Genomic DNA, 21,658 nt, shown 5'->3' with positions numbered 1-21,658 from the left:
CATCAGGGGACCGGCAGGCGCTCCACGCGGATGGAGAACACCTCTTCGCGGGGCACGACCACTTCGTAGGCGCCGTGGTCGACCATCCAATAGCCCAGGGCCTCGGCCTTCATGCCGCTGTGGCCGGTATAGGCGATGTGCAGGCCGTCCTCGTCCTCGTCGAGCACGATGCAGGGCTCGCCGCCGAAGGCGGCCACCGTGCGCACGAGCACCAGCCACTCGACGTCGGCCCGCTTGACCGTGCGCCGCCAGTAGCCGGAGGAGGCGGCGAACCCGGGCAGCTCCTCCTCGGAGAACAGCACGACCTCGTCGCTGTCGGGCCCGAGGGCGGCGGGGAAGGTGCGCTCCTCGAAGCGGGCGACGAAACCGGAGGTGATGGGCACGCTCATGCGCACTCCTTCGGAGCACGCATGAGCGTGGAGACGCTGTGTCTGATGGGTCGCTCGCTTCGCTCGCTCATGACGCCGGCCGCCAGGTGAGCCCGTCGTAGACGGCGAACGGGCGATCGTGCTCCCCGGTGACGTGCGCGATCTCGGCGCCGGCGGGGATCGGCATCGGCATCGTGTGGAACTGCGGCACCACGTGCTCGCGCGAGGTGGTGAAACCGTTGCCGGCGAAGGGCGGCGTGTCGCTCCAGTCACCGCCCATGTGCGGCCCGTACGGCACGGCGTAGGTGTCGACGTCGCGGGCGTACCAGCGCATGACATACAGCTCGGGCACCTCGGCCGTCAGCTCCGACCCCTCGAAGGACAGGTCGAGCCCGAAGTAGAGCTGACGGGGAGTGGTCAGCCGCGCGCAGTCCTGCACGCGGTAAACATAGCCGGAGATGACCGTGCGTTTGCCCGAGAGGTAGGGCACGAGCAGACGCGGCGGGATCACCTTCTGCATTTGCGTTCTGCTCACGACTCCACTTTACGATCGCTTGACCCCGAGTACCCGATGTTCAAGGCAGGGAAGCGTCGTACGCATCCCCGCGGTCGCCTCGTGATCGACGGTGACCAGCTGGACGCCGGGTGCGGTGCCCAGATCGGCGCGGATCACCCCCAGCGGGTCGACGAGCATGCTGCGGCCGACGCCGAAGCCGTCACCCGACTCGGCCGGGTTGGGCGCCTGGCCGACGGCGGCGGTCCACATGGTGTTCTCCAGCGCGCGGGCGCGCACCAGCGTGATCCAGTGGTCCTCCTTGAGCGGTCCCGAGCCCCACGCGGCGATGATCGCGAACATCTGCGCGCCCTGGTCGACCAGCGCCCGGGCCAGCTCGGGGAAACGCACGTCGTAGCAGGTGATCAGGCCGATCCGCACGCCCGCCAGCTCGGCCACGACGGGCTGCGCGCCGGGGGCGACCAGCTCGGACTCCTGGGAACCGAAGGAGTCGAACAGGTGGATCTTCCGGTAGGCGGCCTGGATCTCGCCGCGGGCGTCGAGGGCGACGGCGGTGTTGTGAACGCGGCCGGGGCCGGGCTCGAAGACGCCGGCGACGACGGCCAGGCCGTGCTCGCGGGCCGCCTCGGCCAGGCCGGTGACGAACGGCCCGTCCAGGGGTTCGGCCAGGTCGGTGATGCGCTTGCCGTAGCGGGTGAGCGTCGCCTCCGGGAAGATCGCCAGGTCGGCGCCTTCGGCTCGGGCCAGGGACTCCTTGACCCGCTGGAGGTTGACGGCTGGATCAGGGGAGACCGGGATCTGACACAGGGCGATGGTGGTCACGGTTCGACTCTAGACGGTTGGGCACCCGCCGATACCAGGTCAGGCAGCGCCAGATCCATTCCAGGGGCCCATACCGATAGCGCAGGAGCCACCGGCGGCTGAAGACGATCTGCGCGGCCACGGTCAGCCCCGCGATGACCAGAACCCACCAGCGGGGCGTGCTCTCGCCGATCAGCGGCGCGGTCAGGAAGATGACGAGCGTGCCGGAGACGTAGTTCGTCAGCGCCAGCCTGCCCAGCGGCTCCAGCACCGCCGACAGCCGGGGCCGCAGGATCAGCAGCAGCCCGGTGCCGTAGGCGGCGGCGCCCGTCACCGCGGCCAGCGTGTAGAAGGCGCCGACCTGGCTGGTGTGCCAGAAGAGCGACGACACCAGCGTGGCCACCGTGCTGACGGCGAAAAACGGCAGCAGCAGCCGCCGGTCCGGCCGGAGCTGGATGAGCGCCATCCCGATGAGGAACAGGCCGGGGATGATCAGCGTCCCGCCGCCCTGCCAGACGCCCCAGCCGAGTCCGGCCAGCCCGAGCAGCAGGACCGGGACCCCGGGCGTCAGGAAGGAGGCGGGCAGCAGGATGGCGGCGCCGAAGGCGGCGTAGTCGGTCAGCACCTCGCCGTCGTAGAAGGTGTGCTGCATCAGGCCGAACGCCAGCAGCACGGCGAGCCTGCGCAGCAGCGCCACCCGGGTGCCGGTGCGCAGGAACAGCACGAACCCGATGCCGAACAGCAACGAGAAGATCGGGTAGAAGCGCCCCTGGAAGGCGGCGAGCATCACCGAGTCCAGCGGCTCCCGGTCGCCCTTCGGCACATGCTGCCAGGTGTTGACCAGCATGATGCCGCCCACCGCGAAGCCGCGGAGCGCGTCGAGCTCTCGGATGCGTGTCATAGGAACCAGGCAAACCACCATATGAGGAACCCGCCGCCGGTGACGAGAGCGACCAGGTGCGGCCACGGGCGCCGGGCCGGTCTGGCCTGGACGGCCCACACCGCCGCCGCCACCGACAGGGCCACCGCGCCGACGGCCAGCCAGCCGTACATCTCGACGTCCTTGGGCACGCCGACGGCCAGCGCGCTCTCGTTGGTGCTGAGCAGGCTGTAGACCGACTGGGCGGTCAGCCCGGCGGCGGCCAGCCCGGTCAGGCCCGCGAACGCGCTGAGCGCCCGGCCGCGCAGCCCGCCGCCGATCAGCTGCACGAGCGCGACCAGCACGAACACCGCCAAAGGTACGGCCAGCCACGGCGCGAGCAGGAGCTGGTACGGCGCGCCGGTGACGGCGAGGGAGCCCGGTTCCAGGCGTTCCAGCCCGGCCCGGCCGGGCACGCACGGCTGGGTCCAGGCGGCCGGGTCGTCCAGGAAGGCGATCATGGTCTGCCGGCCGCAGGGTGTGGCCATGGCCAGGAAGACCGCGTGGCCGACGCCGGCGAACTCCACGAAGTGGGCGTTGGGCAGTTCGGCGGCGGCCGGCTTCTGGGTTCTGGGCGGGGTCGTGGGGTCGAACTGGCCGCCTGCGACCAGGACGGGCGCCTTGACCCGGGATTCGGACCGGGTGGGCCGGGTGGTGGGGAGCTTCCAGGCCGCGCAGACGGCGCGGTCATTGGTCACCGTGAAAAGCCGCGATTTTTCCGGAAATTTCGCCTCATCCTGGCATTGAACGGCGTGATACAGCCCGAACTCATGCGAGGTCAGCGCCGCCCCCACCTGATCGGCCAACGGCCGCAGCGCCTCCGTGCGCCCGCGGGCCAGCGCGTCGATCATCGCCGGGGCCGCCGCCACCACCTCGGCCTCGTGCAACGCCTCGGCCAGCACGGTCGCGATGTCGTCGCCGCTCATCCGCGCCGTGAACGGCTCCCCGAGCAGCGGATCGGTGGTCGGCACCAGGGCCGGGGCGCGGTTGTAGCGCGCCAGCATCGCCTCGAACCGGTCCTTGACCCCCAGCGCCGCCACCGTGTCCTCCAGGTTGCGGTCGGCGTCGCCGTACCAGTCGACGCTCTCCGGCAGATAGGAGTCGAGCAGCACCGCGCGCACCCCCTGCGGGTCGGCCGCCGCCACGTCGGTCATGACCCGCGTGGAGTAGCTGACGCCGAACAGGTTCCACGAGGCGTAGCCGAGCTTCTTCCGCAGCTCGATCACGTCCGCGGCGATCTCCCGCGTGGTGTAGCCGCGCAGGTCGACGCCACGCTCGGCGAGCCTGGCCCGGCACTTGACCGCGCCCTCCGCCACCGCCGCCGCGCCCGCCTCGGGCCGGCGCAGCCGCTCCAGCATCGCCTCGGCGGTCTCGGGGCAGGTCAGCCGGGGCTCGGAATACCTGCCGCCGCGCTGCTCGATCGTCACGATGTCGCGGCCGGGGAACATCTGGCTGAGGAACCCGGTCAGCTGCAACGACGAGGAGGCAGGGCCGCCGCCCATGTAGACGACCGGGTCGGGCTTGCGCGCGGGGCCGGTGGAGCGGTGGACGGCGTAGCCGACCTTGATCGTACGGCCCGGCGCGTCCCTGCGCTCGGGCACCTCCAGGAACCCGCAGGCGGTGTTGGCCGGGACGGAAACGGGGCAGGCGACGGCGGCGGCGGCAGATAGGGGGACGAATGGGGGCACGCTCAGCACGAGCGCGATCACGACCCTGATGATCACAGGTCGAGACTAATAGTCTGGCCGTGTGACGGAACCCCTTGTATCCAGGATGCGCGCCTTCGGCACGACGATCTTCGCCGAGATGAGCGCCCTCGCCGTGCAGACCGGATCGATCAACCTCGGGCAGGGCTTCCCCGACAGCGACGGCCCGGCCGGCATGCTCGCTCGCGCCGTGGACGTGATCGCCGGGGGCGGCAACCAGTACCCGCCCGGCCCCGGCGTGCCCGACCTGCGGCAGGCCGTCAGCGAGCACCGCGCCGCCCACTACGACCTGGCCTACGACCCCAACGGCGAGGTGCTGGTCACCGTGGGGGCCACCGAGGCGATCGCGGCCAGCGTGCTGGCGCTGTGCGAGCCGGGCGACGAGGTGATCGCCTTCGAGCCGTACTACGACTCCTACGCCGCCTCGATCGCGCTGGCCGGCGCCCGCCTGGCCGCGGTCACCCTGCGCCCGGTCGAGGGGCGCTTCACCTTCGACCCCGACGAGCTGCGCGCCGCGGTCACCCCGCGCACGCGCGCCGTCCTCGTCAACTCCCCGCACAACCCGACCGGGACCGTCTTCACCCGCGACGAGCTGGCCGTCATCGCCGAGGTGTGCCAGGAGCACGGGATCATCGCCATCACCGACGAGGTCTACGAGCACCTGACCTTCGACGGCGTCGAGCACATCCCGCTGGCCACCTTCCCCGGCATGCGCGAGCGCACCGTGATGATCTCCTCGGCCGGCAAGACGTTCTCGGTCACCGGGTGGAAGACCGGCTGGGTGTGCGCGCCGCGCCCGCTGGTCACCGCCGTGCAGACCGTCAAGCAGTTCCTGACGTTCACCGCGAGCGCGCCCTGGCAGTTCGCCGTGACGTACGGCCTGCGGCACGAGATGGGATGGGTGGCCGCGATGCGCGCCGGGCTGCAGGACAAACGCGACCGGCTCATGACGGGCCTGGCCTTGGCGGGCTTCGAGGTGCTGAAGCCGGCCGGGACCTACTTCGTGCAGACCGACATCCGGCCGCTCGGCTTCACCGACGGCCTGGAGCTGACCCGCCGGCTGCCGTCGCTGGCCGGGGTGGTGGCCATCCCGACCCAGGTGTTCTACGACCACCCGGAGCGGGGCGCCCCCTTCGTGCGCTTCGCCTTCTGCAAGCACGAGGAGGTCATCGACGAGGCGGTGGACCGGCTCAAACGCCTGGGCTGAGGTCACTCCCGCAGCCCGGCCAGGACCGCGGCGGTCCCGTCCGCCACACGTGCGCGGCACGGCGGCGCAGCTCGGGCACCGCGGCCCCGTCCAGCTCCGCCCGGAGGCGCTCGTCGGTCCACATCGCTAGGAGACGACCTGCACGGGCCGGAGGCGCTCGTCGGTTCACATCGCTAGGAGACGACCTGCACGGGCAGTTTGCGCTGGCGTACGGCGGTGCGGACGGCCTTGGCCAGCTGGGCGTATTCCGCGGCCCTGGCGGAGGAGCCCCGGTAGGCCAGGCCGATCGTCCGCCCCGGCGCGGGTGAGGCGAAGCGGCGCAACGCCAGCCGTACCCTTTTGCCCGTCTCGACCGGGACCGCGGACTCCGGCAGCAGCGTGACGCCGAGACCGCCCGCGACGAGCTGCACGAGCGTGGGCAGGCTGGTGGCGTAGGTGGTGGCGGTGGCGCGGGCGCCGACCTCGCGGCAGACGTCGATGGCCTGCTCGCGCAGGCAGTGCCCCTGGTTGAGCAGCACGATGTCCAGGCCCTTCAGCGCCTCGCGGCGCAGGGGCCCGGAGCCGCCGGCGAGCGGGTGGTCCCCGGGCACGGCCAGCAGGAAGTCCTCGTCGTAGAGCGGCTCCTCGACCAGGCCGGTGACGTCGGTGGGCAGGGCGAGCAGCACCATGTCGAGCCGGCCCTCGCGCACCTCCTCCAGGATCGTCTCGGTCTTGGCCTCGTGCACGGTGAGCCTGAGGTGCGGGAAGCGCCTGGCGAACATGGGCAGCAGCGCGGGCAGCACGTAGGGCGCGACGGTGGGGATGACGCCGAGATGGGCCGGGCCGCTGAAGGGCTCGCGGTTCCTGGCCACCTCGCCCACGAGGTCCCCGACCGCGGCCAGGACGCGTTTGGCGTGTTCGGCGACGCGTTCCCCGGCGGGCGTCAGGAGGACCTTGCGGGTGGTCCGTTCGACGAGCTGCGTGTCCAGAACTTCCTCCAATGCCACGATATTTCCGGACAAGGCGGGTTGGCTGATCCGGAGCGCGGTGGCCGCCTCCCGGAAGTGGAGATGCTCGGCCACCGACAGGAACGCGCGCAGCTGAGCCAGCGTGGGCGTGGGCTCACTGATAGGGAACACCTCTCAGATTGCTCTGACTACTCGATTTCTCGGATCAATGCTACGTGCGGCACGCTTAGCGCTCTGACCACGACGTTTCCGCTAAGGAGATATGCAGTTGCTGACCGTCGGCGACCACTTCCCCGAGTACGAACTCACCGCCTGCGTCGACCTCGACCCCGAGAAGGCGTTCGCGGAGATCAACCACAAGACCTACGAGGGCAAGTGGCGCGTGGTGTTCTTCTGGCCGAAGGACTTCACCTTCGTCTGTCCCACCGAGATCGCCGAGTTCGGCCGGCTCAACGACGAGTTCGCCGACCGTGACGCGCAGGTCCTGGGCGTCTCCGTCGACTCCGAGTTCGTCCACCACGCCTGGCGCAAGGACCACGAGGACCTGCGCGACCTGCCCTTCCCGATGCTGAGCGACATCAAGCGCGAGCTCTCCGCCGACCTCGGCATCCTCGGCGCCGACGGCGTCTCCCAGCGCGCCACCTTCATCGTGGACCCGAACAACGAGATCCAGTTCACGATGGTGACCGCGGGCTCGGTCGGCCGCAACGTCAAGGAGGTCCTGCGGGTCCTCGACGCCCTGCAGTCCGACGAGCTGTGCCCGTGCAACTGGAACAAGGGCGACAAGGGCCTCGACGCGAAGGCGCTGCTCGGCGCATGAGCATCGCCGCGCTGAAGGAAGCCCTCCCGGCCTACGCCAAGGACACCAAGCTCAACCTCGGCTCGGTCACGACCACCTCGTCGCTGACCGACCAGCAGTTGTGGGGCGCGGTGCTGGCCTGCGCCATCGCCACGAAGTCCGGCCGGGTCATCGCCGAGGTCTCCGGAGAGGCCGCCGAGCACCTGCCGGAGGAGGCGTTCACGGCCGCCAAGGCCGCCGCCTCCATCATGGCCATGAACAACGTGTACTACCGGGCCACCCACCTCATCGGCGACGACACCTACGCCACGATGCCGGCCAAGCTCCGCATGAGCGTCATCGGCAACCCGGGCGTGGACAAGGTCGACTTCGAGCTGTGGTGCCTGGCCGTCTCCGCGATCAACGGCTGCGGGCGGTGCCTGGAGTCGCACGAGCAGGTGCTGCGCGGGTCGGGCATGCCCCGCGAGCAGATCCAGGAGGCGCTGCGCGTGGCAGCCGTGCTGGCCGCCACCGCCGCGACGCTGGAGGCGGAGGCGGCGCTCGTCGCCGTCTGACTCCCGCGCCGGACGGGACGCCCCCGGGGCGTCCCGTTCACAGCGGGTGGTGTTCCGCGGTGCCATCCCGGTGGAAACTGGTGATCGACTTCAGCTCGGCAGAGGCGTCGCCTTCCACGGTGAACCAGGGGTTGTGCAGTCCTCTCACCTGGGTGATCGTTCCCTTGACGCTTCCGGTGGACCAATCGCCGGTGATCCGCACCACGTCCGGTGAAACCATCCCCATGGCGAGCCTGCGCCGGTCCAGCCCGGCCACGAGGATGTTGCCGAGGTTGCCGTCGGGGGGAGCCTCCACGCCCGAGGCGACGGGCTCCTTGCCGCCTGAGTCACCGGGCGCGTAGACGAAGAACCAGGTCTCACCGACCGCCGGCGGCGGGAAACCCTTGGGCGCGCGGCCCTCCCACACGCCCGCCCTGATCATCCTGGCCTTCTGCTCGCGCAGCTCGGCGTCGTCGCGCGGCGCCCCCCACACCTCGATGAACAGCCGCCGGCCCGCGACCACGCCCAGCGCGGTCACCTGCGGGTCGTACACGTGCCGCTGCACCGCCGTCGGATTCGCCCGGTCCCAGTTCACGATGGGGCGATCCTCGAAGGCCGCCGTCCCCGCGAACCCGCTCACCACCACGGCCAGCGCCACCCCCGCCAGCACCGCCCGCCGTCGCGCCCTGCGCCGCCGCCCGCCGCGCACCACCGCCTGGTACGGCGCCGCCTCGATCTCGACCTGCTCGGCGGCCTTCTTCAGCAGCAGGGCGACGTCCCGGTTGTCCTGGTTCACTTCACCCCTCCGTTCGCCGCCGTCTCCACCAGGCCCGGGATCGCGCGCAGTTTGGCGATGCCCTTGGCCGCGTTGCTCTTGACCGTCCCGACCGAGCAGCCCATGGCGGCCGCCGCCTGCGTCTCCGTCAGGTCCTCCCAGTAGCGCAGCACCACCGCCTCGCGCTGGCGGGCGGGTAACCCGGCCAGGGCGCGCAGCAGCATCGAGCGGTCCTCGGCCTGCGCCATCGTGTCGCCGTCCGCCACCTGCTCCGGCGTCTCCGCGCGTGCCACGAGGAACTCCCTGAGCCTGCGCCGGTGCCGCCGCGCGTGGACGTTGATCAATATGCGCCGCACGTACGCGTCCGGGTCGTCGGCCGCGGACACCTTGCGCCAGGCCACGTACGCGTGTTCCAGCGCCGACTGCACGAGGTCCTCGGCGGCGTGGCGGTCGCCCGTCAGCAGGTAGGCCGTCCGCAGGAGCCCTGGCCAGCGGCTCGTCACAAACCCGTGGAACTCCTCTTCCCGGGTTTGCTCGCGTCCCCCCATAGAACACCTCCTCACCTACGACGGAGTCCACGAGCGTCCCGGATCGTTGCCTGATGCGCCAGATGAATTCCCGGTGGGGGCGCGGTGAATTATCAAGGGCAGTTGGATAATCACCCTTTCTGTGGCGGGATGCACGTCCATACGCTGCCGGACATGTCTAGACAATTACTGCTATTGAGGCGTGTTGCTGCGCTGCTCTTGGTGGTCATGGCAGGGGTGGGGCTGTGCGCAGGCCCCGCCGCCGCCCACCTCACCCGGCAACACGCCGAACTGGTCGTCGCCACCTCCCAGGGGGTGACCGCCGGCCGGCTGATCGTCCACAAGGACGTCGTCACCCCCGAACGCGCCGGCGCCTGGGCCACCGCCCTGTTGCCCGCCCCCTGCCCGGTCAGCGCCCACGGCGTCGCCGGCGACACCGGAGGCGTGCCCGGCGGCGTGGTCGTGGAACTGGCCTGGTCCTGCGCCGTGGACCGCCTCGACCTGGCGCCCCTGCTGGGCAAGGCCGGGCTGACCGAGGTGATCGCCGAGTTCGACGGCACGACGGCACAGGTGAACGCCGCCGCCCCCTTGCTCGACGCCACCGGGGCACACGCCGCCCGCTGGACCTTCCCCTGGGTGCCGGCCGCCTGGGTGCTGGCCGCACTGCTCCTGGCCGCCCTGTTGATCTCCGGCGGACGGTTCCTGTCCGGCCGTCGTGCCTCGGTACGGCAGGCGGGCTCGGCAGGCTTCGCCTTCGCACGGCAAGCGGGCCCGGCCCGCTTTGCCTTCGTCCGGCAAGCGGGCCCGGCACCCCTCGCCCCGGTGGCACCGCTTGCCCCCGCGGCACCGCTTGCCCCGGCGGCACCGCTTGCCCCCGCGGCGGCGCTTGCCCCGGCGGCGGCGCTTGCCCCCTCGGTGCCGCATGGCACCGTGTGGCAAAGCCGTACCGGTGCCGCGACGCCGGGCCGTACCGGAGACGCGGCCGGTTGGCCGGTGCGTGAGCGCAGGCGGCGCGGTTGGCCCGGCCGGGCGGTCGTCGCGGTCACGGTGTGCCTCACGGTCCTCGCACCACAGGCGGCCATGGCCGACCCGGCGCCCACCCCAGGCGCCCCTTCTGCACCGGACGCGCCCTCCACACGGGACGCCCCCTCCACACCGGGCACCTCTTCCACGCTGGACGCCCCCTCCACACCGGGCACCTCTTCCACGCCGGATGCGCCTTCCACGCCGGGCACGCCCACCCCAGGCACCCCCTCCACGCCGGGCACGCCCACCCCAGGCATCCCCAAGACGGGCGCGCAGGCCGCCGGGACGTTGGAGATCACCACCGTGAACCCGCAGGCCGGCCAGCCCGTGGCGTTCCGGTATGCCACCGACCGGCCCAACGCCCTCAACTGGGTGGGCATCTACGGCCCGGGCGAGAAGCCTGGTGTGGCCTACTCGCGGGTCTGGGTGCGGGCGCCGCAGACCTCGGGGACGGTGTCGATCAGCACCTCGGCGCTGGGCACGGGGTCGTGGACCGCGTACTTCATGTACAACGACGGCTACGAGATGCTCGGCGACCCGGTCACGTTCACGCTGGCCGGTTCGGGGAGTGACACCGTGACCGTCCAGGGGACGGTGTTCAAGGATGTGGACGGGGACGGTATCCGGGACGCGGGCGAGCAAGGCTTCCCCGGCGTCTCGGTGACCGACGGCGCCGCCTGGGCCACGACCGGCGCGGACGGCTCCTACAGCATCGCGATCGACCGCAACCGCCGCGAGACCGACCTGGTCTGGGTCGTCTCGCCGGACGGCTACCAGCCGGTGTTGCGCGAGGACTACATCCCGCGCTTCTTCCGGACCCTGGAGCAGCGGCCGACCGGCCTCGACTTCGCGCTCGCGCCGGTCAAGGCGGCGGCCGATCCGAAGGAGAAGTGGCTGATGGTCTCCGACGTCGAGGTGGGCAACCGCACCGACGCCGAGTACCAGAGCTCCGCCCCGCGCTGGACCGGCCAGGTCAAGGCGATGGCCGAGGTGGACGGCGCCACGATGACCATCTCCACCGGCGACCTGACCGTCACCGACTACGCCGAGGCGGGCCGCCGCCAGGGCGGGTACGACCTGCTCCGCAACGGCCTGCGCGACGGCAAGCTGGGGCACCCGTTCTACCCGGTGATCGGCAACCATGACGTGGGCGGCACCCCGTCCTCGACCGGGTACGGCGGCAGCCTCGAGTACTGGCGGCGCAACGTCGGCCCCGAGTGGTACAGCTTCGACCGCGACGGCCGGCACATCGTCGTGCTGGAGGACAACTACGACACCCGCGGCCTCGGCCCTCAGCTCGAGTGGCTCCGCGAGGACCTGCGCAGGCACGCGACCGGCAAGCAGGTGCTGGTGTTCGCGCACCGGTCGCTGTTCACCCGCTGGGGTCCCGGCGCCGGGATGCAGCCGACCGTGGACGAGCTGGCGAAGTACGACGTGCGGATGTTCGCCGCCGGGCACAACCAGCAGGCCGAGTACAGGAGGGGCGCCTTCGCCCGTTCGGTCGAGGTCAACAACATGGGCATGTACGGCATCGACGGCGCCCGCCCCGACTACAAGGTCCTCGACTTCTCCGGCATCACCGGCGCGGACAAGGGCCACATCGTGGCAGAACGCCGCCAGTTCGGCGTCAACGACGACGTCTCGCTGGTCAGCCCGGCCTCGGGCAGCGTGCACGGCGCCAAGGCGGGCATCCCGTTGGAGGTCTACGCCGAGGACGACGGCCGCACCCCCGCCTCGGCCTCGGTGATCGTGCGGTTCAAGAACGGCAGGGTCGTCTGGAGCCGCGACAAGCTGCGCTTCGGCGCCGAAACCCGGCGGCAGGGCATCGTCAACTGCTACAAGGACGAAGCCTGTCCGCGCTCGCACGTGTCGTGGACGCGGATCAGCGACCGGATCACCGGCCTGCACCCGGGCACGTACACGGCCCAACTGCTCGTAGCCGACACCAAGGGCAGGGCGTTCCCCACGGTGACGACCGAGTTCAGGGTGGCCGCGGGCGGCAAGGTCTCGGCACCGGCTCCGGGACGCGACTGGCTGCGCCAGGGCGGTGACGAGCAGGGCCGCTCGGCCGCCGCCGAGGACCCGGGCAGCGCCCTGGACCTGCGCTGGGCGGCCAGCTCCGGCGAGCAGTTCCACCTGAACGGCGCCGCCGTCTCACGGGGCAGGGTGATCGTCGCCTCGCAGGCGTTCGCCTCGCCGTACAGCATGATGCTCGCCTACGACGCGCGCACCGGAAGGGAGCTGTGGCGCACCTACCTCGACGGCGACGCCGAGTCGTTCCCGGCCGTGCACGGCGGGAAGGTCTATCTGACCACCGGCGTCGGACGCGTCTACGCGCTGGACGAGCGCACCGGCAAGATCGTGTGGGAGACCGTCGACGCCGAGGAGGTCAAGCCGACGACGGTGCGCCGTTACGGCCGGGCCGGCGGACCGGTCAGCGTCTTCGACCTGCCGGACGGCCGCGCGGTGGCCGTCTACCACGAGTGGGACGGCGTGCGCTGCCGCGACGCCCGTACCGGTGAGCGGCTGCCCGGCGGCTTCCAGGCGCCGGTCGGCTGGGGCGAGTTCCACAGCACCGCCGTCCGGAAGCCGGGCACGACCACGGCCTGGCTGCACTCGGGCTCCAGCCAGTCGCTGATCGCGATGGACCTGACCACCTGCAAGCAGGTCTCCAGCGTGGACACCGGCGGCGACATCTACTCGCAGTCCTCGCCGGTGCTCACCGACACGGGCCTGGTGACGACGACGGCCAGCGGCACCCGCGGGCACGCCGCCGACGGCGCGCAGCGCTGGCACGCCAAGCTCGGCACCGCCGCCGTCTGCGAGTACGGCCCGCCGCCTGTGACCAGCCCCGCGGTGTGGGGCCCGACGGCGTACGCGGCAAGTCAGGACGGCATGATCCGCGCCTACTCCACCGACACCGGCAAGGTGATGTGGGAGACGGCCACCGGGTACCTGCCGGGCGAGAGCCCGATGGACGATCCGTGGCGGTCGGGCTCGTCGTGCAAGGCCAACGGCCCCGGCTCACCGGCCATGCACGCGCTGGCCACCCGCACCACCGTGTACGCGGGCACCTGGGACGGGCGCGTCCTCGCCCTGGACCGGGCGACCGGGCGCATCCTGGCCGCGTACGACCTGGGCGGCGGGGTCGCCTCGGCGCTGTCGGTGAGCGGGAACACGCTGTTCGCGCTGACCGACGACGGCTCATTGCACGCGCTGGCGGCTAGATGACCAACGGATTGGCTCGCGTGCTCGCGGTCGCGGGCGTCGCCATGCTGATCTTGCTGGGGGCGGCGGGTCCGGGGTGGGCACACCCCTTCGGCCCGCCGCCCGTGGCGAAGGTCAGCGCATCGGGGGCCGAGGTCGCGATCACCTGGACCGCCGCACCGGACGACGCCGCGGCGCTGTCCGGTACGGCCGGCCACTCCTTGTCCGGATATTTCACGACCCGTCTGGTGGTACGGCAGGCCACCGCCCCCTGCCCCTTGACCGCCATCCACCCCATCCCAGCCCGGGGCGCCGTGGCCCACTACCGCTGCCCGGCCCCCGTAACCGCCCTCACCTTGACCATCACCCTGCTCCACGACGTGAACCCCGCCTACCGCACCGTCTCGGTCACCCCCACCGGCTCCGGCGCCCTCCACACCCACACCACCCCCACCCACACCTTCCCCCTCACCCCCTCGACCGGCCCCACAGGAGACGCGAGACCAGACGCGCCGACCGGGGACGCGCAGCCGGACGCACTGACCGGGGACGCGCGGCCGGACGCGCCGACCGGGGACGCACGGCCGGACGCACCGACCGGGGACGCGCGGCCGGACGCGCCGACCGGGGACGCGCGGCCGGACGCACCGACCGGGGACGCGCGGCCGGACGCGCCGACCGGGGACGCACGGCCGGACGCGCCGACCGGGGACGCACGACCGGACGCACTGACCAGCGGCGAAGGGCCGGACGCGTCCACCGGGGAGGCGGAGTCCCGTTCGCCGGCCGGCGGCGCGGGATCAAGCGGGTCGGCCGTGGGCGCAGGGCCGGGTGCGTCGGCAGGAGACACGGCGGCGATGCTCGCCACGGACCTGTCGTCGCTGCTCGACCGGTTCCTGCCGTTGGCGCTGCTCGTGGCGCTGGTGGCAGGCGCGGCCCACGCCTGCGCCCCTGGCCACGGCAAGACGCTGACGGCCGGCTACCTCCTCGCCGGCCACGCCCGTCCCCTGGACGCCGTCCGGCTGGGCGGCGTGGTGGCACTCATGCACACGGTGTCGGTGGCCGCACTGGCACTGGTGTGGTGGGTAGCCATGGAAAACGCCCCCGACCTGGGGATGGTGACCCGATGGCTACAACTGGCCGGAGCCGTCGCCGTACTGGCGGTCGGCGCCACCCTGGCCTACCGCCACCTCACCAACCGAGGCCACGGCCACGGCCACGGCCACGGCCACGGCCACGGCCACGGCCACGGCCACGGCCACGGCCACGGTCACGGTCACGGTCACGGTCACGGACACGAGCATGGCCACGGACACGGCCACGCACCTGGCCATGGCCTTGGAGGTGACCACAGCCAGATACGCGAACAAGGCCACACCTCTGACCAGGGCCACACCCTTGACCACAGCCACGGACCTGACCAGGGTCACATCTCTGACCAGGGTCACACCCCTGACCACAGCCACACCCCTGACCACGGCCACACCCCTGACCACGGCCACACCCCTGACCACGGCCACACCCCTGACCACGGCCACACCCCTGACCACGGCCACACCCCTGAGCACGGCCACACCCCTGAGCACGGCCACACCCCTGAGCACGGCCACACCCCTGAGCACGGCCACACCCCTGAGCACGGTCACATACGTGAACACGGCCACGGACCTGGCCGCGACGCCGACAGCTCAACCCACCCCAGCTCTGCTCCCCAGGGCACCCTCCTGTCCAGACGCGGCCTGGTCGTGCTCGGGATGTCCGGTGGGCTGCTGCCGTCCCCGTCCGCGTTCCTGCTGCTCCTGGCCGGGCTGTTGTCCGGGCGGGCGGTGACCGCGCTGGTCCTGGTGGGGGCGTTCGGGGTGGGGATGGCCGTGACCTTGTCGGTCGTGGGCCTGGCGGTGATGCGTGGGCGCGACCTGCTGGGAGTCGTGACGAAGCGCCGCTGGACCAGGCATCTGCCGCTCGTGGCGGCGATGACCGTGGTGGCCGGTGGCGTGTGCACGACCGGCCTCGCCGTACTCGATCTTGTCAGGGGCGGGTGACGTCCAGGGGCGGGAGGGCGGCGGTGGCCTCGTCGTGGTCGATGCCGGTGGCCTGGAGGAGATCGACCACGATCGAACGGAGCTGGGCCAGGATGACCTCGGCGGAGAAGCCGAGCCGCTCGGGACGCTGGCGGGCGGCCACCGCCGTCAGCGCCTGCCTGGCCAGTTGGGGTTCGCGGCCGGCGCCGAGTTCGAGCTGGAGCAGGAGGGCCGCTTCCGACACCTCGCGCAGGGAGGTGGCCAGCGTCGTGGGGGGTGTGGCCGTCTCGCCCAGGGCGGCGAGGGTACGGCGGGCCAGGACGCGGGCGTTGCGCAGCGCGTGGTCCACGGGGACGGCGGCCGTTTCGTAGCGGGCCAGCCGGGTTCGCCGGTGCCAGTGCAGGGGTGAGATGGTGGCGATCTCCCGGCTGGTCTCCAGCGCCTGCTCGAACTCCTCGATGACGTCCTGGGTGCCGCGGGCCTCTTCCAGGGCCTCGGCGGCGAGGTCGGCGTCCCGCGTCTCGATCGCGACGGCGCACTTCTCGAGGACGGTGGACAGGGCGTCCAGTACGCCGGAGGCATGCTTGGCCGCGATGGCGAACGGGCTCGCGGGCAGCAACGCCACGGCGGCGATGCCGACGAGGCCGCCGGTGAGCGCGTCGAGCATGCGGTCCAGGCCGCCGGTGTCCCCGGGCGGCAGCAGGGTGGCGACGAGGACGGCGGAGGATCCGGCCTGGGCGACGAAGAGGGTGCCGCTGTCCAGGAGCACCGCCGCGGACATGGCCAGGCCGACGACCAGCGCGATCTGCCAGGGTCCCGAGCCGATCCAGGACACGAGCAGGTCCCCGACCCCGACGCCGAGGCTGACACCGACGACCAGTTCGGCGACCCGGCGCAGTCGTTGCCCGAGGCCGACGCCGACGCAGATGATCACCGCGATCGGGGCGAAGAACGGGCGTGCATGGCCCAGAAGCTGGGTGGCGATGAGCCAGGCCAGGGCGGCGCCGACCGCGCACTGGGCGACAGAGGGGGCCGTCAGCCCGAACGTGCGCAGCCGCTCCCGCATGTGCTCGCCGAGCTTCGTACCCACTTTCCCTACCTTGGCGGATCTTTGTGACATTCCGGTCACATGCTCCCCAAGTCCCCACAGTGGTCGTCAAGGGCATGACAACGGCACCGGAAACCGGAAGGCGGCACCCCGAAGGCAAGAGGGGAGGGAAGCGGTAGGAGCGGGGACCGGGAGGCGGAGGCCGAAGGGGGAGCCGAAAGGCGGAGAAGGAAGCCGGAAGGCGGGAGGAGAATCCCGAGGGCGAAGGGGAGAAGAGGCAGGAGACTGAGGCGGGGCCGGGGGAACTCGAAGGCGGCAACCGGAAGGCGGGGCGGGACCCGGAGGCGGAAGCCGGAGGGGCGGGAAATCGGAGGGGCGGAAATCGGAGGCGGAAGCCGGAGGGGCGGGGAATCGGAGGCCGGAGGGGAAACCGGGAGGCCGGGAGGCGGGTCAGGAGGGCAGGAAGGCGTCGACCGTCCTCAGGAACTCCGCTCGCGCGTCCATGTGGATCAGGTGGCCGACGTCGATCGTGGCCAGGTGGGCGCCGGGGATCATGCCGGCCAGCGGTTCCGCCCTGATGGCGCTGCTGGGCCCGCCCGAGATCACCAGCGTGGGTACGGCGATGCGGGCGAGCCCCTCGGCCCAGGCGGGGTCGGGGTCGACGAGCTGACGCTCGGTCTGCACGATCATCTCCCAGTCGAACCCGGTCGAGTCATCACGCACCGGCGCCGGCCGTCCCGTCATGGGCAGGGGCGCCGCCGGGTCCTCCAGCACGAGGCGTTCCACCAGCTCCGGATGCCCCATGGCCAGGTGGTAGGCCACCACTCCGCCGAGCGAGTGGCCGACCACGGTGGCCCGCCGCCCGTCGAGCAGCGCGGCTATGTCCGCGGCCATGTCGGGCACGGCGTAGTGGCCGGGGTAGTCGCTGGCCCCATGCCCGCGCAGGTCGGGGGCGAGCACGTGGTAGCGCCGGGCGAAGTGCTGGGTGATGCCGTTCCAGTCGTTGTGGTTGGCGGTCCTGCCGTGGAGCAAGACCAGGAGCGGGGCGTCGGGGGAGCCTTCCTCCCGGTAGTGGATTTTCAACCCGTTCGCGGTGGTGTCATGAAGCATGAGGTGACTTTACGCGGCGGAGAATGCCGTACATCTTGGTTCGCCGTAGGCAGACATTGCCCATGAATGCCGCTGATCGGCTCGGCTAGCGTCGCCTGCGTGGGGGAACGCCTGCTCATCGCCCTCGGCGGCAACGCCATGACCGCTCCGGACGGCAGCGCCGCGCCCGGGCACCAGCGCGCCGCGGTCGAGGAGGCGATGCGCCACGTGCGCACGCTGCTCGAGGCCGGCCACCGGGTGATCCTCACGCACGGCAACGGCCCCCAGGTGGGCAATCTGCTGCTGAAGAACCAGCTCGCCGCCGCGGTGGTGCCGCCGGTGCCCCTCGACTGGTGCGGCGCCCAGACGCAGGCCACGATCGGCACCCTGATCATGAACGCGCTCGGCCCCCGCGTGGCGACCGTGGTCACCCGCACCCGGGTCGACCCGGACGACGCGGCCTTCACCGATCCGGTCAAGCCGATCGGCCGCTACTTCACCGAGCAGGAGGCGCGCCGCTTCGAGAAGCTGGGCCAGACCTGGCGGAGCTTCGGCCAGGGCTGGCGCCGGGTGGTGGCCTCGCCGGACCCGCTGGAGATCCTCGACGCGGACGCGGTGACCACGCTCATGGACGCCGGCTTCACGGTCGTGGCCGCGGGCGGCGGGGGAGTCCCGGTGGTACGGCAGGCCGACGGCGCCCTGATCGGCGTCGAAGCGGTGATCGACAAGGATCTGGCGGCGGCTCTGCTGGGCCGTGCCGTACATGCGAACGTTTTAATCATCGCGACGAACGTTTCCAACGCCATGGTCGGGTACGGCGGGCCGGCTCCTCGCCCGATCGGCCGGATTTCCGTGCCCGAGCTGCGTGTCCTGCACGCCGCCGGGCACTTCGCCGGGGGGAGCATGGGACCGAAGGTGGAGGCTGCGCTGCGTTTCGTCGCGGCGGGCGGGGAACGGGCGGTGATCACCTCGCTCCCCGAGATCGCCGCCGCCCTCGACGGAGATGTCGGTACACAAGTGGAGAAGAGGCTGTAGATGCCGGACCCGATCGAGGTACGCAAGGTGCCGATCGAGAGCGTGACGGATGCCTCCGGGCTCGAACGGCTGATCGCGGACGGGGTCATCGAGGCCCGCCGGGTGCTCGCCGTCGTCGGCAAGACCGAGGGCAACGGCGGCGTGAACGACTACACCCGAATCCTGGCCGACCGCGCCTTCCGCGAGGTGCTGGACAAGTACGGGCATCCGGCGCCCGAGTCGGTGCCGCTGGTGTGGTCCGGCGGCACGGACGGCGTCCTGAGCCCTCATGCCACGATCTTCGCCACGACCGCGGACGCGCCCGCCTCCGACGAGCCGCGCCTGTCGGTGGGCGTGGCCATGAGCGAGGTCATCCTGCCGGAGGACATCGGCCGCCCGGCCATGGTGGAGAAGGTCGCCGCCGGCGTCCGCGAGGCCATGAAGATCGCCGGCATCGACGACCCGGCGGACGTGCACTACGTCCAGACCAAGACGCCGCTGCTCACGCTGGCCACGATCACCGAGGCCAAGAGCCGCGGCCAGGACACCGCGATCGAGGAGACGGGCCCGTCGATGGACCTGTCGAACGCGACCACGGCCCTGGGCATCGCGGTGGCGCTGGGAGAGATCGCGATGCCGTCGGAGGAGCAGATCTTCCGCGACCTGTCGCTGTACAGCAGCGTCGCCTCCTGCTCGTCGGGAGTGGAGCTGGACCGGGCCCAGATCGTGCTGGTGGGCAACGTGCGCGGCATCGGCGGGCGCTACCGCATCGGGCACAGCGTCATGAAGGACGCCCTGGACGCCGACGGCATCTGGGCCGCCATCCGCGACAGCGGCCTCGGCCTGCCCGAGCGCCCTCACCACTCGGACCTGGGCGAGCGCCTGGTCAACGTGTTCATGAAGTGCGAGGCCGACCCGTCGGGCCGGGTGCGCGGACGGCGCAACATCATGCTGGATGACTCCGACGTCCACTGGCATCGCCAGATCAAGGCGACCGTGGGCGGCGTGGCCGCGTCGGTGACCGGTGACCCGGCGGTCTTCGTCTCGGTCGCGGCGGTCCACCAGGGCCCCGCGGGCGGCGGCCCGGTGGCGGCGATCGCCGACCTGGCCTGACGCCAGGCCCGATGGCTGACCTGGCCTGACGCCAGGCCCGATGGCCGACCTGGTCTGACGTCAGGTTCGTAGGGAGGGATGGCCAACCATCCCTCCTTTGGGCCTTCTCCTCTGAAAAATCGGCATTTATGGTGCAGGGTTGGGCGCCCTTCCCTCAACCGACTCGGACCGGCGACGCCGCCGGCGACGGGAGGACCCATGCGCCATTCACGTGCCTTAGGCATGCTCGCGGCAACGAGCCTGGTGCTGGTCGCCTTCGCGGTGCCCGCACAGGGCGCCGGGTTCGGCTACGACGACCTCACCCCTCTGCAGAAGAGGCTGGCCTCCGGAACGTTCACCGAAGCCCTGGCCGGCCACCAGGCCGCCCGGATCGCCGCCGGGCACCGTCCGGCGGCCGACGACTGCGACGGCAGGATCGGCGGCAACATCAAGGTCAACCAGAACTGTCAGAACCCCACCGACACCGCCCTGCACGGCCGCGGCCAGGCGCAGAACGAGACCTGGATCGCCGCCAACCCCTTCGACGCCCGCACACTCGTGGCCGCCTACAACGACTACCGCCGCGGCGACGGCACCTGCGGCCTGTCCTACTCCCGCGACGGCGGCCATCGCTGGACCGACGCCACCGTGCCCTCGCAGTTCGTGACCGGGACCGCGTTCGGCAAGCCCCGCCAGTACTGGCAGGGCGGGGGCGACCCGTCGGTGGCCTGGGACAGCCGGGGCAACGCCTACCTGTCCTGCCTCCACTTCAACCGGGGCGCGGCGATCTCCCCGAACCCGGACGCCTCCAGCGGCCTCTACCTGTACCGCTCCACGACCGGCGGCGCTTCCTGGACCTTCTCCGGCCGCCCGACCGTCGAGCACGCCGACCCCGAGGGCGACGACGGCTTCCTGCACGACAAGCAGCTGATGGCCGTGGACGCCTCGGTCACGAGCCGCTTCCGCGACCGGATCTACGTCACCTGGACCAAGTTCGACTCCGACGGCACCGCCTACATCATGGAGTCGCACTCGGCCGACTTCGGCGAGACGTTCAGCCCGGCCAAGGTGATCAGCACCGGCTCGCCGCTGTGCACCAACACCTTCGGCCTGCCCACACCGGCGGGCACGTGCAACGTCAACCAGTTCTCCCAGCCGGTCACCGCGCCCGACGGCAGTGTCTACGTGGTCTGGGACAACTACAACAACACGGTCACCGGCGCCGACAACCGCAACCAGATCCTGCTCGCCAAGTCCGCCGACGGCGGCGTCACCTGGGGCGCGCCGGTCAAGGTCGGTGACTTCTACGACCTGCCGGACTGCCTGACCTACCAGAACGCCAACGCGGGCCGCGCCTGCGTCCCCGAGAAGGGCGCCACCCAGAACTCGGTCTTCCGGGCCGCCAACTATCCCTACGTCGCGGTCAATCCCAAGAGCCCCGCCAAGGTCAGCGTGGGCTACGGGTCGTACATCAGCCGCAACTCCCGCGAGAGCAAAGGCTGCACGCCCGCGGGCTTCTCCGCGACGACCGGCATCAACCTGTACGACGGGGTCAAGTCGGGCGGCTGCAACAACGACATCGTGCTGTCGGAGTCCACGGACGGCGGGGCCACGTTCACCGGCGGCGCGGCCGACGTGCGCACCCTGCCGAGCCTGACCGACCGGCCCGGCCAGCGCACCACCGACCAGTACTTCCACGGCCTCGACTACAGCCCGACCGGCAAGCTGGTGGCGGCCTACTACGACCGCCAGTACGGCACGGCCAACGCGACCGGCTTCTCCGACGTCTCGCTGACCGTGGCCGGTTCGTTCACCCGCCGGGTGACCACCTCCAGCATGCCGCCGGCCAGCCAGTTCGCCGGAGGGTTCTTCGGCGACTACATCTTCGTGGACGCCACCGCCACGCACGCGTTCCCGATCTGGTCGGACACCAGGCCCAAGGCGTTGTTCATCTGCGCCCCCGCGGTCTGCACGGCCCCTGCCCCCAACGCCGACCCGGCCAACGACCAGGAGATCGCGGTCGCCCGGGAGGCTCTGTCCTGACGCGGTAGCTTGCGGTGCCGGG

Annotated in this window: 18 protein-coding genes; 8 read left to right on the top strand and 10 right to left on the bottom strand. The window is 71.6% G+C overall.

What is annotated here, in order from left to right; all coding sequences use genetic code 11:
• Nucleotides 1-2 precede the first annotated feature (2 nt).
• From FVE25_RS08625 to FVE25_RS08605, 5 genes are all read right to left on the bottom strand, one after another.
• Entirely contained in the window at nt 3-389 is a 387-nt protein-coding gene (locus FVE25_RS08625) for a hypothetical protein (protein ID WP_157245897.1), read from the bottom strand.
• 67 nt (nt 390-456) lie between these two features.
• On the bottom strand, nt 457-903 hold the full coding sequence (locus tag FVE25_RS08620) for a hypothetical protein (RefSeq protein ID WP_246266803.1): 447 nt from the start codon (nt 901-903) through the stop codon (nt 457-459).
• 9 nt (nt 904-912) lie between these two features.
• Nucleotides 913-1,704: a carbon-nitrogen hydrolase family protein gene (locus FVE25_RS08615; protein WP_157245896.1), complete on the bottom strand. Its 792-nt coding sequence runs from the start codon at nt 1,702-1,704 to the stop codon at nt 913-915.
• Nucleotides 1,664-2,584 (bottom strand): DUF418 domain-containing protein, encoded by a 921-nt coding sequence (locus FVE25_RS08610; RefSeq protein ID WP_157245895.1) that lies wholly within the window; start codon nt 2,582-2,584, stop codon nt 1,664-1,666. The genes FVE25_RS08615 and FVE25_RS08610 overlap by 41 nt, the downstream gene beginning before the upstream one ends.
• Nucleotides 2,581-4,326, bottom strand: coding sequence for an alpha/beta hydrolase (locus tag FVE25_RS08605; protein WP_157245894.1), 1,746 nt, complete (start codon nt 4,324-4,326; stop codon nt 2,581-2,583). Before FVE25_RS08605 ends, FVE25_RS08610 begins: the two co-directional genes overlap by 4 nt.
• Nucleotides 4,327-4,351: 25 nt before the next feature.
• Between FVE25_RS08605 and FVE25_RS08600 the strand changes: the two genes are divergently transcribed.
• Nucleotides 4,352-5,515, top strand: a complete 1,164-nt coding sequence (locus tag FVE25_RS08600; RefSeq protein ID WP_157245893.1) for a pyridoxal phosphate-dependent aminotransferase — start codon at nt 4,352-4,354, stop codon at nt 5,513-5,515.
• Nucleotides 5,516-5,688: 173 nt separating this feature from the next.
• On the opposite strand, the gene FVE25_RS08595 is transcribed toward FVE25_RS08600, so the two are convergent.
• Nucleotides 5,689-6,633 (bottom strand): LysR substrate-binding domain-containing protein, encoded by a 945-nt coding sequence (locus FVE25_RS08595; protein WP_157245892.1) that lies wholly within the window; start codon nt 6,631-6,633, stop codon nt 5,689-5,691.
• 91 nt (nt 6,634-6,724) lie between these two features.
• Between FVE25_RS08595 and FVE25_RS08590 the strand changes: the two genes are divergently transcribed.
• Together FVE25_RS08590 and ahpD are read left to right on the top strand one after the other, a co-directional pair.
• Entirely contained in the window at nt 6,725-7,282 is a 558-nt protein-coding gene (locus FVE25_RS08590) for a peroxiredoxin (RefSeq protein ID WP_181019504.1), read from the top strand.
• Nucleotides 7,279-7,815: an alkylhydroperoxidase, AhpD family gene (gene ahpD, locus FVE25_RS08585; RefSeq protein ID WP_157245891.1), complete on the top strand. Its 537-nt coding sequence runs from the start codon at nt 7,279-7,281 to the stop codon at nt 7,813-7,815. Before FVE25_RS08590 ends, ahpD begins: the two co-directional genes overlap by 4 nt.
• A gap of 37 nt (nt 7,816-7,852) precedes the next feature.
• On the opposite strand, the gene FVE25_RS08580 is transcribed toward ahpD, so the two are convergent.
• Both FVE25_RS08580 and FVE25_RS08575 read right to left on the bottom strand, forming a co-directional pair.
• Entirely contained in the window at nt 7,853-8,590 is a 738-nt protein-coding gene (locus tag FVE25_RS08580) for a hypothetical protein (protein ID WP_157245890.1), read from the bottom strand.
• Nucleotides 8,587-9,117, bottom strand: coding sequence for a SigE family RNA polymerase sigma factor (locus FVE25_RS08575; RefSeq protein WP_157245889.1), 531 nt, complete (start codon nt 9,115-9,117; stop codon nt 8,587-8,589). Before FVE25_RS08575 ends, FVE25_RS08580 begins: the two co-directional genes overlap by 4 nt.
• 174 nt (nt 9,118-9,291) lie before the next feature.
• Here FVE25_RS08575 and FVE25_RS08570 point away from each other — a divergent pair, with 174 nt between their 5' ends.
• Nucleotides 9,292-13,353, top strand: a complete 4,062-nt coding sequence (locus tag FVE25_RS08570; RefSeq protein ID WP_219825391.1) for an outer membrane protein assembly factor BamB family protein — start codon at nt 9,292-9,294, stop codon at nt 13,351-13,353.
• Nucleotides 13,350-15,371 carry a hypothetical protein gene (locus tag FVE25_RS08565; RefSeq protein WP_157245888.1) on the top strand — a complete coding sequence of 674 codons (2,022 nt, stop codon included), beginning with the start codon at nt 13,350-13,352 and terminating at the stop codon, nt 15,369-15,371. The genes FVE25_RS08570 and FVE25_RS08565 overlap by 4 nt, the downstream gene beginning before the upstream one ends.
• Here the strand turns inward: FVE25_RS08565 and FVE25_RS08560 are convergent.
• Both FVE25_RS08560 and FVE25_RS56205 read right to left on the bottom strand, forming a co-directional pair.
• Entirely contained in the window at nt 15,358-16,440 is a 1,083-nt protein-coding gene (locus FVE25_RS08560; protein ID WP_219825390.1) for an FUSC family protein, read from the bottom strand. The two genes, FVE25_RS08565 and FVE25_RS08560, sit on opposite strands and share 14 nt — an antisense overlap.
• A 408-nt stretch (nt 16,441-16,848) precedes the next feature.
• Nucleotides 16,849-17,508 carry an alpha/beta fold hydrolase gene (locus tag FVE25_RS56205; RefSeq protein ID WP_157245887.1) on the bottom strand — a complete coding sequence of 220 codons (660 nt, stop codon included), beginning with the start codon at nt 17,506-17,508 and terminating at the stop codon, nt 16,849-16,851.
• 99 nt (nt 17,509-17,607) lie between these two features.
• Between FVE25_RS56205 and FVE25_RS08550 the strand changes: the two genes are divergently transcribed.
• The 3 genes from FVE25_RS08550 to FVE25_RS08540 all read left to right on the top strand — a co-directional run bounded on the left by FVE25_RS08550 (nt 17,608) and on the right by FVE25_RS08540 (nt 21,636).
• Entirely contained in the window at nt 17,608-18,522 is a 915-nt protein-coding gene (locus FVE25_RS08550) for a carbamate kinase (protein WP_246266801.1), read from the top strand.
• A complete protein-coding gene (bar, locus tag FVE25_RS08545; RefSeq protein ID WP_157245885.1) occupies nt 18,523-19,614 on the top strand; it encodes a barbiturase in 1,092 nt (363 codons plus the stop codon).
• Between the two features lie 198 nt (nt 19,615-19,812).
• Entirely contained in the window at nt 19,813-21,636 is a 1,824-nt protein-coding gene (locus FVE25_RS08540; protein WP_157245884.1) for a sialidase family protein, read from the top strand.
• Nucleotides 21,637-21,658: the final 22 nt, after the last annotated feature.

It is taken from the genome of Nonomuraea typhae (genome assembly GCF_009760925.1).
Lineage (GTDB): Bacteria > Actinomycetota > Actinomycetes > Streptosporangiales > Streptosporangiaceae > Nonomuraea > Nonomuraea typhae.
The sequence above is the reverse complement of the archived record's forward strand: the minus strand, read 5'-3'. Positions and strand labels throughout refer to the sequence as shown.